Below are 12,658 nucleotides of genomic sequence, written 5' to 3' on the forward strand. Positions count from 1 at the left end.
GCGGGCCGCGGCCGGCTTCAGCCGCCGCGGCCCGTCGTCAGTTCCAAGGCCTCATCGGCGATCTCCAGTTCCTCGTCGGTCGGCACCACCAGCACCGCGGTGTCCGCGCCCTCCGGCGACACCTCGCGTTCGCCCGACGCCACCGCCGCGTTGCGTTCCGGGTCGAGCGCCAATCCCAGGTGCTCCAGCCCCGCCAGCGCGCGCTCGCGGATCCGGGCGTCGTTCTCGCCGACTCCGGCGGTGAACACCAGCGCGTCGACGCGGCCCAGCACCGCCGTGTAGGCGCCGATGTACTTGCGCAGCCGGTGGCAGTAGAGGTCCAGCGCCAGCTGCGCCCCGTGCTCGCCCGCATCGGCGCGGCGCCACACCTCGCGCATGTCGTTGGCGCCCGACAGCGCCAGCAGCCCGCTCTCACGGTTGAGCACGGCGTCGACGTCGCCCGGAGCCAGCCCGGCGGTGCGCTCCAGGTAGCCGGGCACCGACGGATCGACGTCCCCGCTGCGGGTGCCCATCACCAGCCCTTCCAGCGGCGTCATGCCCATGGAGGTGTCGACGCTGCGCCCGCCCGCGACGGCGGTGGCGCTGGCGCCGTTGCCCAGGTGCAGCACGATCGAGTCGACGTCGGCGGGCTCGGCGTCCAGCCACTCGGCGGCCCGGCGCGAAACGTAGGCGCACGAGGTGCCGTGGAAGCCGTAGCGCCGCACGCCGTGCTCGGCGCGCCAGGAGTCGGGCACCGCGTAGGTGTAGGCGGTCTCGGGCAGAGTCTGGTGGAAGGCGGTGTCGAACACGGCCACGTGCGGCACGTCGGGCAGCACCTTGCGGCCGACCCGGATCCCCTCCAGGTTGGCCGGATTGTGCAGCGGCGCCAGCGGGGCCAGTTCGGCGACGGTGTCGAGGACCGCGTCGTCGACGACGACGGGCCGGCTGAACCGGGCTCCGCCGTGCACCACGCGGTGGCCCACCGCGGCCAGTTCCACTTGCGCCAGGTCGGGCCCGGCCTCGGCGAAGGCGTCGAGCACCGCCCGCAGCCCGGCCTCGTGGTCGGGGAACGGCCCGGACCGGGTGAGCGGCTCGCCCCCGGTGTGGTGGACCAGTTCGGCGCCGTCCTCGCCGATGCGCTGCACCGACCCGGACGCGCCGGGCCGCCGCCGGACCATGTCCAGCAGTCGGTACTTGATCGAGGACGAGCCGCTGTTGACGACGAGGACGTGGCTCATGCCGCGGTTCCCTCCTGTGGCTGTCGTGGCCGGGCCTCCCGTGCCGCGTGGGCCTGTACCGCGGTGATCGCGACCGTGTCGACGGCGCCCTGCACGGCGGCGCCGCGGAAAGGTCGTCGGCCGGCCTGCGCAGCCCCCGCGGGATCGGCCCGGCGGCCACCGCGCCCGCGCTGCGCTGCAACCCTTTTCGACTTCTTCGGGGACTCGGACCCGGCACGGCGGACCCCGAACACGCGGACAAGGTGCCTTCCGGCCACTGCACTACCCGCAGCACGGCCCGGCACGCCCGGCACGCGGCCCTGCTCGGCCGCAGTACGGCCGCGCTATTCCGCGCCTCCTGCCGGGCGGCCGAGCGGCGACGCCGTCAGAACAGCACCGAACGCACCGCGCCGACCTCGCGGAAGCCCACTCTGCGGTAGCTCGCCCGGGCTGCGGTGTTGAAGTCGTTGACGTAGAGGGTCACCCGCGGCGCGATCTCGGCGAGTGCGTAGCGCACGACCGCGGCCATGCCGGTCACCGAGTAGCCCTTGCCGCGCAGCTCGGGGTGCACCCACACGCCCTGCACCTGGCAGGCGTGCTTGGTGACGGCGCCGATCTCGGCCTTGAACACCACCCGGCCGTCCTCGATGCGGGCGAACGCCCGGCCGGTGCGCACCAGCTCCTCGATGCGGGCGCGGTAGAGCGAGCCGCCGTCGCCGGAGTCGGGCGGCACCCCGACCTCCTCGGTGAACATGGCGACGCAGGCCGGCAGCAGGATGCCGAGCTCGCCGGGGGTGACACGGCGCACGTGCGGATCGGCTTCGATGCGGGAGGGCTGGGAGATCTCCATGACCGGCTGGCAGGCGCGGATGGCTCGGGCGGGCCCCCAGGCGGGGCTGAGCCGCTCCCACAGGTCGGCGACAACCTCGACGGGGCCGACGATGGAGGAGCAGCGCCTGCCCTGCCAGCGGGCGTGCTCGGAGAACTGCCGGATCGCGCCGGGGCCGGCGTTGACCGGTACGAGGTTGGCGCCGGAGTAACACAGCGCGGTGATGCGGCCGCGCTCGATGTATCCCCACAGTTCGGCGCCGAGGCGGCCGGAGTCGATGCCGCTGCGCAGCCGCGAGCCGACGAAGACGTTGCCGACAGGGTCGGCGTCGAGCAGCGCCTGGACGGAGTCGCGGTCACGCTCGTCGAGCACGCGCACCGATGAGGTCCGCAGCACCCGCATCACCCCGTCCGGTAGCGGGCGGTCCCGCCGTGCGCGTGGGGCCGCACGGTGGCGGCCTCTCGGATCGGGCCCGCGCCGTGAACAGTCATGTTCCTCGCTTCACAGACTAATCGACCCCTGCTCCGGGCGGGGATCGCCACTCCCCCGCGGGCGCGTCGCGGGCGCGGGGCCTGTGATGGGCCGTTCGCACCGGAGGCGGACCGCGGGTGAGCGTGCCGGTCAGAGGGTGGAGGGACGAGGCCCCGCCTGCGGTTCCCGGGGGTCGGGGCCGTTTCGGGGCGGCGGCTCGGGCTCGGGCGGTGGCGCGGCCGGACACGTGAGGTCGGCCCGCGCCGGGCCGCCGCCTGCCGCGGGCAGCGAGCCGTCGCGCAGGTAGTCGGCGACGGCTCCGTCGATGCAGGGGTTTCCGCCGAGCGCGACGCCGTGGGAGCGGCCCTGCTCCTCGATCACCAACCGGGAGCCGGGGAAGCGCTCGCGCATGGCGAAGGCGCCCTCCGCCGGGGTGGGGCCGTCGTGCTCGGCCTGCAGCAGCAGGGCGTCGACCCCGGCGGCGCCGACCTCGAACCAGGTGCGGCTCTGGGCGGGCCAGAACGCGCACGGCATGTTGTACCAGATGTTGTTCCACGACTGGAACGGGGCTTCGGCGTGCGCCGCGGCCCCGTCCTCCAGCCAGGTGCGCGGATCACCGGGCCAGCGGGAGTCGGTGCACTGGGTGGCGAGATAGGCCCCGTAGGTGGGGTCGGTGCCGGTGCTCTGGCCGTACTTGCCGTGCACCTCGACCAGCCCCGCCGTGTCGCCGCGGCGGTAGTCGGCCAGCGCCCGGGCCAGCTCGGGCCACGCGGCGGAGGTGTAGGCGGCGGTGATGTAGGCGTTCTCCAGTTCGGTGGCGCCCACGGTGCCTTGTGCAGGGTGTTCGGCGAGGCGCCGCCGGGCTGTGTAGTAGGCGGCGGAGGTTTCGCGCGCCGTGCCGCCCAAGCCGTATGCGGAATCGTGGCGTGCGGTCCAGGCGAAGAAGTTCTGCGCGGCCGCGTCCAGCGAGCGGCTCTGGCGCAGGTTGCTGCGGTACCAGGGTCGGCCCGGGTGCACGACGCTGTCCAGAACCAGGCGGCGCACCCGTTCGGGGTAGCGCGTGGCGTAGACGGCGCCGAGCAGGCTGCCGTAGGAGTAGCCGAGGTAGTCGATGCGGTCGGCGCCCAGGGCGGCGCGCAGGGCGTCGACGTCGGCCGCCGAGTCCGCGGTGGTCATGTGCCCCAGCAGGGCGCCGGTGGAGTCGGCGCAGGCGGCGGCGTAGTCGGCGGCGCGCTCGACCAGGCGGGCGGATTCACCCGGGCCGCCGGGGACGGTGTCGGGGCGCGGGGCCCGGAAGTAGGCGGGATCGCAGGAGACGGCGGGGGTGCTCGTGCCGGTACCGCGGGGGTCGAAGGCCACCACGTCGTAGTGGTCGCGCAGGTCGGCGGGCAGCGCGGCCGCGGTGCGCGAGGCCCAGACGCGTCCCGGGCTGCCCGGACCTCCGGGGTTGACCACGAGGACGCCGGTGCGTTCCGCACGCGCGGTGACGCGGGAGATCGCGAGTTCGACCGTGCGGCCGCCCGCGCCCGGGCCCCGATCGAGTGGCACGGTCAGCCGCGCGCACCGCATCGGGGCGCCCTCGGCGGCAGTGAGACCGCTGCACTCGCCCCACTCCAGCGGCCCCGCCTGTGTTGCCGCGGCGACAGCGGGTCCGGGTACCACCGCCGCCGCGACCAGCGCGGCGCCCGCCGCTGCGGCCGCCCACCGCGCAGAAGCCGCACCCGCCCCCATGCTGCGTTGAGCCATGAGGTGAATTCTCTCCGTAGCCGGAGGGAATCCGGCGAAGCGACACGGCACGGGCGGCACGAGTCGGCTGCGGCGGCGAAAACCCCGGCGAGCGCCGTGCTCGCCGGGGTCGCCGCGGCCTTTGCCGGCGGCCGAGGGCCGCCCGGGGTCAGCCGGCGACGGAGACCGAGGGCTCGCCGGGCTCGGCGCCGTCGGCCTGCATGTCCTCGGCGATGCGCATGGCCTCGTCGATCAGGGTCTCGACGATCTTGGCCTCGGGGACCGTCTTGATGACCTCGCCCTTGACGAAGATCTGCCCCTTGCCGTTGCCGCTGGCGACACCGAGATCGGCGTCGCGGGCCTCGCCCGGGCCGTTGACCACGCAGCCCATGACGGCCACGCGCAGCGGGACCTCCATCCCCTCCAGACCCGCGGTGACCTCGTCGGCCAGCTTGTAGACGTCGACCTGCGCCCGACCGCAGCTGGGGCAGGAGACGATCTCCAGGCCGCGCTCACGCAGTCCCAGCGACTCCAGGATCTGGTTGCCGACCTTGACCTCCTCGGCGGGCGGCGCCGACAGCGACACGCGGATGGTGTCGCCGATGCCCTCGGCCAGCAGCGCGCCGAAAGCGACCGAGGACTTGACCGTGCCCTGGAAGGCGGGCCCGGCCTCGGTGACGCCAAGGTGCAGCGGATACTCGCACTGCTCGGCGAGCAGGCGGTAGGCGTTGATCATCACGACCGGATCGTTGTGCTTGACCGAGATCTTGATGTCGCGGAAGCCGTGCTCCTCGAACAGCGAGCACTCCCACAGCGCGGACTCCGTCAGCGCCTCAGGAGTGGCCTTGCCGTGCTTCTCCAGCAGCCGCTTGTCCAGCGAACCGGCGTTGACACCGATGCGGATGGGCACCCCGGCGTCGCTCGCGGCCTTGGCGATCTCGCCGACGCGGTCGTCGAACTTGCGGATGTTGCCGGGGTTGACGCGCACGGCCGCACAGCCGGCGTCGATCGCGGCGAAGACGTACTTGGGCTGGAAGTGGATGTCGGCGATCACCGGGATCTGGGACTTCTTGGCGATGATCGGCAGGGCCTCGGCGTCGTCGGCGCTGGGCACCGCGACACGCACGATCTGGCAGCCCGAGGCGGTCAGCTCGGCGATCTGCTGCAGCGTGGAGTTGATGTCGGATGTGACGGTGGTCGTCATCGACTGCACGGAAACGGGGGCGTCCCCACCGACCGGGACATTGCCGACCATGATCTGCCGCGATTTCCGCCGCTGCGCGAGCGGGCGGGGCCGGGCGGCGGGGATTCCAAGATCGACGGTCACGCGTTTTCACCTCACGGCTGCCGGGGGCTCGGCCGGCAGCGTCGTTAGAAGTCGGTTTGAAATCTGGGCAGCGGGCAAGCGACGAGCCGCCGCCGGGGGCGCCGGATCGGACTCCGGACGCTCCGACACGCTGCCAAGGCTACCCGTATCGAGCAGGACGTTACGCCCTGGCCGAGAGAACAGAGGGTGACCGTTCGCAGCGTGATTGCGGTGATTCGCCCGCATCACGTTCAGGAGATCACGGGCGAAGCGGGGCAACCCGGAGCGGGAGATCCCGCGCTCGCCGGTCACCTCGGCCCCATCGGCCCCATCGGCCCCATGCGCAACAAGCGGCACGATAACGGACATAGCTAACGCTGGGCGGCCGACATTTCCCGCTCACGCCAAACGACGGATACGAAACGGAACCGGCGCCGTGGGGCCGCTGAGCCGTGCCGTCGGAGAGGCGACCCGCAGTCCGGGCCGCTCGGCAGTATCACTGGTCACTGTCACTGGGTCAGCCGCACCGGGTTGACCACGTCGGCGACCAGCAGCATCAGGCTGAACACCACGAAGCAGGCCACCACGAGGTAGGCGACCGGCATCAGCTGGGCGACGTCGAAGGGACCGGGGTCGGGCCTGCGGAACAGCCGCGCCAGGCGCCTGCGCAGCGACTCCCACAGCGCACCGAAGATGTGCCCGCCGTCCAGCGGCAGGATCGGCACCATGTTGAAGGCGAACAGGAACAGGTTGACCCCGGCGAGCATGTTCACCAGGAACACGACGCGGTCGGTCAGCGGAATGGGCTGGGAGAGCACCTCTCCGCCGATGCGCGAAGCGCCCACGATGCCCACCGGCGAGTCCACACCCCGCTCCTCGCCGAGGAACGCCGCACCGAAGACGTCGTCGACCTTGGAGGGGAGTTCGACCAGAGCCTGGGCGACGCCCACGACCGACCCCCACATCGTCTCCGCCGACTCGGCCACGGTCAGCGGCCTGCGCTCCTGGGCGAACGTGATGCCCAGGAACCCGGCCGACTCGGTGGCCGGCACCCGGTAGCCCTGGTCGTCGGTGACGATCTCGCCGTCGGGGCCCCTCTCGTAGACGATGTCGCCCTCGCCGTCGCGGGCGACCACCTGGTTCTCGATGAGATCGACGGTGAGCGTGCGGGTCTCGCCGTCGCGCTCGATCGTCATCTGCGTGGGACCGATGTGCTCGCGGATGGCGACGTTGACCGCGTACCAGTCGGGCGTGGGCTCGCCGGCCAGGCCCACGATCTCGTCGCCCGGCTCCAGGCCCGCCTGGCTGGCCGGGGTCGGCGGGGCGTCGGCCGGGCAGTCGGTCCGCGTGGAGTCGGCCGGCAGCACGCACTGGGCGACGGTGCCGACGGTGTTGGTGTTCTGCGGCAGGCCGATCCCCATCATGATGATGGTGAACAGCACGATGGCCAGGATCAGGTTCATCGCGGGGCCGGCGACCATGACGATGATGCGCTTCCACGGCGCGCGCTGATAGAACTGCCGGTCCTCGTCGCCGGGTTCGAGTTCGACGCTGTTGGCCTCGCGGGCGTCCTCGACCATGGCGCGCCAGCGCGACATCGGCTTGCCGGAAGTCTGGCGGGGCTTGGCGGCGGGCGGGATCATGCCGACCAGCCGCACGTAGCCGCCCAGCGGCACCAGCTTGACGCCGTACTCGGTGTCGCCCCACTTGCGCGACCACAGGGTCTTGCCGAAGCCGACCATGTACTGCGTACAACGGATGCCGAACATCTTGGCGGTGGAGAGGTGGCCCAACTCGTGCCAGGCGATGGAGAAGAGCAGCCCCAGGAAGAACAGCACGATCCCCAGGGCGGTCAGTAGTGTGACCATGGACCTCTCCCCGTACCTCTCCTCATGTCGGCGCCGCGACGAGCTCCCGGGCGCGGCGGCGCGCCCATTCGTCGGCCGCATAGAGCTCGGCCGGCGAGAGGTCGGACGCGGCAGCCCCCACCCGATGCTCTGAGACTACCTGCGCCACCGTGTCCACGATCGCAGGGAATGCCAGGGTTTCGTCCAGGAAGGCGGCGACAGCCACCTCGTTGGCGGCGTTGTAGACGGCGGGCGCGGTGCCTCCGGCCGCCCCGACCTCGCAGGCCAGGGAGACCGCGGGGAACGCCTCGTGGTCGAGCGGGGCGAACGTCCAGGTGTGGGCGCTGGTCCAGTCGACGGGCGGCGCGGCGGCGCGGACGCGCTCGGGCCAGCCGATGCCGTAGGCGATCGGGATGCGCATGCTGGGCGGACTGGCCTGGGCGAGCGTGGAACCGTCGACGTATTCGACCATCGAGTGGATGACCGACTGCGGGTGCACCACGACCTCGATCCGCTCGAAGGGGATGTCGAAGAGCAGGTGGGCCTCGATGACCTCCAGCCCCTTGTTGACCAGTGTCGCCGAGTTGACGGTGATCACCGGGCCCATGTCCCAGGTCGGGTGGTTCATGGCCTCGGCGGGGGTGACCCCGGCCAACTGATCCCGGCTGCGGGCGCGGAACGGGCCGCCGCTGGCGGTGATGACCAGTCGGCGCACCTCGTCCAGCCGGGCGGCGACCTGCCCTTGGGCGAGGCTGGTGAGCTCGCCGGGGGCCGCCCGGGGGAAGCACTGGGCCAGCGCGAAGTGCTCGGAGTCGACCGGCACGATCTGGCCGGGCTGGGCCACCGCGCGAACCAGGGGGCCGCCGACGATCAGCGACTCCTTGTTGGCCAGGGCCAGCAGCCGCCCGGCGCGCAGCGCGGCCAGTGTGGACTCCAGCCCCAGGGCACCGGTGATGCCGTTGAGGACGACGTCGCACTGCCAGGCCGCGAGCTCCGCCACCCCTTCGGCCCCGGCCAGCACTTTGGCCGCGGAACCGCGTTCGCGCAGGCGCGCCGAGACACCACCGGCGGCGCGGGGGTCGGCGACCGCCACGACCTCGGCGCCGAGCCTGCACGCCTGATCGGCGAGGAGGTCGGCCCGGCCTCCGCCTGCCGCCAGCCCCACTACACGGAAGCGGTCGGGTTCGGCCGTGACGACCTCGATCGCCTGGGTTCCGATGGAGCCGGTGGACCCGAGGATCACGACCTCGCGCCGACGGTCGGCAGGGACGTCCGCAAGAAGCTGCTCCGCGATTCGCACCCCGCCATTGTCGCGCATCGCAGCAGGTCCGGAGCCGCCGTCCACAGGCCCGCCGTACCGACCGGCGCCGGTGTCTACCCGACCGACCCGCCAGGCAATCCCAAAGTAGTCATCTGATTACCCAAAGTGTGGCATGATCCGGTGCCATGAACTCACCCGTCGCCCACAAGCTCATCGGCACCCTGCTCAGCGCCGTCGCGGCGCTCGGCGGACTTCCCGCGGCAGAGCCCGCGCACGAGGCCACCGCCCCGGGCGGCGCGGCTTCCTCGGGCGCCTCCGCCGCAGCCGCGGCACCCGCCGCGGAAAGCGCCGAGGCCCCGACGGCGCCGGACAGGCCGACCGCCGACGAGGGCGGCGTCATACGGCAGGCCGCCGCTGTCGGGGCGGACGAGCACCGCGCGGTGCTGGACTACTGGACCCCCCGCCGCATGGCCGAGGCCGCGCCGCTGGTGCCCGCGCTCAACGACCTCGCCGACACCCTGCTGCCCGGCTCCCCCACCGACCGGCAGGCCGCGGGACCCGGCACCGGCGCCCCCTGGCAGGGCGGCGGCCGCGTGGCGCGCACCACGGGAAAGGTGTTCCTCGCTCTCGACGGACGCGACTTCACCTGCTCGGCCGCGGTGGTCTCGGCCGACAACCGCGACACGGTCATCACGGCCGGGCACTGCCTGAAGGACGGCAGCGGCCCGTGGGTGGGCAAGTGGGTGTTCGTCCCCGGCTACGACGACGGCGAGAGCCCGTACGGCCGCTACACCGCCCGGCAGATGTTCGTCGCGCCGCAGTGGGCGGAGGGCTCCGACGACAGCTACGACTTCGGCATGGCGGTCCTCAACCGCGCCGGCGGCGACCACGTGCAGGACCGGGTCGGCGCCCAGCGCATCGCCTTCGGCACCGAGCCGGGCGACCCCACCTACTCGTTCGGCTACCCCGCCACCGGCCGCTTCGAGGGGCGGCGGCTGCACTACTGCTCGGGCCCCACCGTCGACGACGACGGCGGCACCACCGCCAACGGCATGGCCTGCACCATGACCGAGGGCTCCAGCGGCGGCCCGTGGCTGAGCGGATTCGACGAGGGGTCCGGACGCGGCACCGTGGTCTCGGTCATCAGCTTCAAGTACGCCGGCGACACCCGCACCCAGTACGGCCCCTACCTGGGCCGCGCCGCACGCCGGGTCTACGACCGCGCGCAGTCCTACTAATAAGCCGTGTTTAAGAACGCCGGTCTGCTGGGCGACCTTGTTGGTCTGCCGGGAAACGGGTGGACTTGCCTGAAAAGCGGCGGCGACGGTGGCGGACGGCTGGGCCCGTGCCCAACACGCCGGGTGCTCGCCGGTGGCCCATCCGACGACGCGGCGAGGGCACCGCGGGGTGCCGCCCGCGCCCAACGGATCGGGTGCTCGCCGGTGGCGCGCCCGACGGGGGCGGCGGCTCGGCTCTGCTGGGCGGCCTTGTCGGTCTGCCGGGTGGATGGGTGGTCCTAGGGAAAAGCGGCGCCGAGGACGGCGCAGGGTTCGGCCCGCGGTCGTCGGTTCCGGTGCTCACCGGTGGCGGCGCCCGACGAGAGCGGCGACGACGCCGGCGGGGCCGGGTCTGCGGTAGTCGGGGCGGCGGTCACCGGCCCCGGCCGCGGGTGGTCGAGGCCCGGAGGGCCGCCGCCCGGTTACCGGTGAGGGCGCGACGCGGGGCTCTCGGCGGCGGTCATGCGGCCGGGTCGGGGCCACGAGATGCACGTACGTGCGGCGGCACCCGCCTCGGTGCCGCCCCGAGGCGCCAGCTTGGCAACGTCATCTTGCGATACGAAAGAACATGGGGTGTTCTGTCCACCAATGCCCGAGTCCCCGGCGGGCCCGCGCCCGCGCTGCGGCGGCGGTGGCGCACGAGGCGCGCCGAATGGCGCGAAAACACCCCCGACGTCAACTTTTCGTGCACCTCGTGGCCGCCGCGTCCGCCGAGGCCGCCCGCAAAACGGGCATAGGCCCCCAAAATTCCACCCCATCGGGCGGTGGGGCCCCCGTCGGCCGCGCCCGGGCGCCACGAGCGACGTGTCGTCGCCCCCCGGCCCCCGATCCGGCGCCACCGGGCCGTGCGGGCACCCGCGACCGCGCCCCGCCGCGCTGCCTCCACCCTGTGCGGGCCCGGCAGGGGACACGGCGACACCCAGCCGGCCCGCCGGCGCCGGTAGGTCCCCTATGCCGGTCCATCCGGCGATGATCGCGAACTTATGGCCGCGGAATACGCCTTCCTGCGACCATAAGTTCGCGATAGACGCGCCAAGCCGCGCCGAGTCTGTCTGCAGGGCCCGGCAGACCAACAAGGCCGCCCAGCAGACCCGAGCCGCCCCTCCCCCCGTACCGCCACCGGCGGTCCCCGCTCCCTCGACCGCGGGCCCCGGCCCGCCATCGTCACCTGTGCCCGCTGCTCCCCATCACTCAGCCCGCCGCCCGGCAGAGGCAAGGCCAAGGGCAAGTCCGCGTAAACGGATCCGAGCCGTACGGCCCGGCCGCCCATGCGAGCCGGACCGATCCAGCCCTTCTCAAACACGGCTCAGGGCGCCGGCGGCGCGGCCGCGACCGGTTCTTCACGCCGGCGCCCGAACACCAGCAGTCCCAGCAGCAGCGACACCACCAGCAGCACGGCCATGGCGATGAGCAGCGGCGGCGCCCCGAACTGCACGATCAGCGGAACCGCGGCCGCGGTGATCAGCCCGCCGCCGAAGAACGGTTCCACGATCAGCTGCTTGTAACCGAACGCCGGGTAGGCCGGTGTGCGCAGCTCGGGGTCGGCGATGCGCATGAGGATGAGGCCCGTCGCGGTCACGCCGAGCGACTGGCCCAGATCGCCGATGCCGCGCTCGAACCAGTAGGACGGCAGCATCCGCGGCGCCAGGAACAGGAACACGCCGATGCAGTAGAGAACCCCGGTCGCCGCCAGCAGCAGGAACGGAACCAGGTTGGCCGCGATGACCTGCAGCGACAGCGTCCCAAGGGCGGAGATGATCAGCGCGTCGAGCGCGAAGCCCTGAATACGCTCCACCATCTGCCGGTCGACCACCTGCAGCCGGTCGAACCGGTCGATGACCAACTGCATCACGATCCCGCCGATCATCGCCAGCGGGAACAGCGGGACGAACGCGAACAGCTCGATGGTGTCGGCCCAGAGCATCCGCTCCAACGCCTGCAGCCCCCACAGCAGCAGCTGGCCGAGAATGACGGCGATCGCGAGCAGGCCGAAGTGCAAGGCCAGCGGCTCGATCGAGGACGGGTGCACGGTCAGTGTGGCCGCGGCGGTGCGGTTCTCGCGCTCGACCACGCCCATCCGCTCGGCCACCGACGGCTTGGCCGTCGAGGTCAGCTCTCGGGTGCGACCGGTGCGCACGCCCCAGTTGATGAGCACGATGCCGGCGATGATGCCGGTCAGCAGGCCGATGGTGGCCATGCCCAGCGCCAGGTCCTCGCCCTCGGGAAAGCCCGCCTGGGCGAAGGTCTCGTCGAGTCCGGCCGCGGTGCCGTGGCCGCCCTCGAAACCGATCTCGATGAGTGCGCCGGTCAACGGGGGCAGCCCGAACACCGGTCCGAGCACCAGTAGCGCCAGCAGCAGGCCCACCACGTACTGCCCGGAGCTGAAGGTCAGCCCCAGCGCGATCTGCGGCGCGGCCAGCCGCCCGGCATAGCGCAGGTTGGGGATGCGCCTGCCCAGGAACAGACCGGCGAAGACCACGGAGATGAGCAGCCCCGGAAGGGCGCTCCACACCTGGAGGACGCCGCCGCCCCACAGACCGCCCTCGACGAAGCGGTCGGTGCCCATGGCCGCGGCGAGACGGCCGAAGACGCCGGGGCCCAGCAGCAGCGCGATCCCGCCGCCGATGATAGAGCTGGGCAGGAACAGCCGCTGCGCGAGCTTCCAGCGCACCCGGATGAGCTTGGCCACCAGGAGCACCACCCCGATCAGGAGCAGCGCGAATCCGATCGCTTCGGGAGTCATCTG

At 72.7% G+C, this 12,658-nt stretch carries 8 protein-coding genes; 1 reads left to right on the forward strand and 7 read right to left on the reverse strand.

The window, feature by feature from the left end; translation table 11 throughout:
- Positions 1 to 17: 17 nt before the first annotated feature.
- The 6 genes from EKD16_RS18870 to dxr all read right to left on the reverse strand — a co-directional run bounded on the left by EKD16_RS18870 (position 18) and on the right by dxr (position 8,617).
- Positions 18 to 1,217, reverse strand: a complete 1,200-nt coding sequence (locus tag EKD16_RS18870; protein WP_131099665.1) for an acetate/propionate family kinase — start codon at positions 1,215 to 1,217, stop codon at positions 18 to 20.
- Between the two features lie 364 nt (positions 1,218 to 1,581).
- Positions 1,582 to 2,421: a GNAT family N-acetyltransferase gene (locus EKD16_RS18875; protein ID WP_131099667.1), complete on the reverse strand. Its 840-nt coding sequence runs from the start codon at positions 2,419 to 2,421 to the stop codon at positions 1,582 to 1,584.
- A 225-nt stretch (positions 2,422 to 2,646) separates the two neighbouring features.
- Positions 2,647 to 4,242, reverse strand: coding sequence for an alpha/beta hydrolase (locus EKD16_RS18880; protein ID WP_131099669.1), 1,596 nt, complete (start codon positions 4,240 to 4,242; stop codon positions 2,647 to 2,649).
- A gap of 148 nt (positions 4,243 to 4,390) precedes the next feature.
- Complete coding sequence (gene ispG / locus EKD16_RS18885; protein ID WP_131099671.1) at positions 4,391 to 5,548, reverse strand: flavodoxin-dependent (E)-4-hydroxy-3-methylbut-2-enyl-diphosphate synthase; 1,158 nt, start codon at positions 5,546 to 5,548, stop codon at positions 4,391 to 4,393.
- Between the two features lie 488 nt (positions 5,549 to 6,036).
- Entirely contained in the window at positions 6,037 to 7,395 is a 1,359-nt protein-coding gene (locus tag EKD16_RS18890; RefSeq protein ID WP_131099673.1) for a M50 family metallopeptidase, read from the reverse strand.
- 22 nt (positions 7,396 to 7,417) lie between these two features.
- Positions 7,418 to 8,617 carry a 1-deoxy-D-xylulose-5-phosphate reductoisomerase gene (gene dxr / locus EKD16_RS18895; RefSeq protein WP_131102781.1) on the reverse strand — a complete coding sequence of 400 codons (1,200 nt, stop codon included), beginning with the start codon at positions 8,615 to 8,617 and terminating at the stop codon, positions 7,418 to 7,420.
- Between the two features lie 203 nt (positions 8,618 to 8,820).
- Between dxr and EKD16_RS18900 the strand changes: the two genes are divergently transcribed.
- A complete protein-coding gene (locus EKD16_RS18900; protein ID WP_131099674.1) occupies positions 8,821 to 9,873 on the forward strand; it encodes a trypsin-like serine peptidase in 1,053 nt (350 codons plus the stop codon).
- Between the two features lie 1,345 nt (positions 9,874 to 11,218).
- Here EKD16_RS18900 and EKD16_RS18905 read toward each other — a convergent pair.
- A complete protein-coding gene (locus tag EKD16_RS18905) occupies positions 11,219 to 12,655 on the reverse strand; it encodes a sodium/glutamate symporter (protein WP_131099676.1) in 1,437 nt (478 codons plus the stop codon).
- Positions 12,656 to 12,658: the final 3 nt, after the last annotated feature.

Source organism: Streptomonospora litoralis (assembly GCF_004323735.1).
GTDB classification, from domain to species: Bacteria; Actinomycetota; Actinomycetes; order Streptosporangiales; family Streptosporangiaceae; genus Streptomonospora; species Streptomonospora litoralis.

Excerpts from the sequence above, each read along its gene's own strand:
- EKD16_RS18905 (WP_131099676.1), bottom strand. The coding sequence starts at position 12,655 with ATGACTCCCGAAGCGATCGGATTCGCGCTGCTCCTGATCGGGGTGGTG.
- EKD16_RS18890 (WP_131099673.1), bottom strand. The coding sequence starts at position 7,395 with ATGGTCACACTACTGACCGCCCTGGGGATCGTGCTGTTCTTCCTGGGG.
- EKD16_RS18870 (WP_131099665.1), bottom strand. The coding sequence starts at position 1,217 with ATGAGCCACGTCCTCGTCGTCAACAGCGGCTCGTCCTCGATCAAGTAC.
- EKD16_RS18900 (WP_131099674.1), top strand. The coding sequence starts at position 8,821 with ATGAACTCACCCGTCGCCCACAAGCTCATCGGCACCCTGCTCAGCGCC.
- EKD16_RS18880 (WP_131099669.1), bottom strand. The coding sequence starts at position 4,242 with ATGGCTCAACGCAGCATGGGGGCGGGTGCGGCTTCTGCGCGGTGGGCG.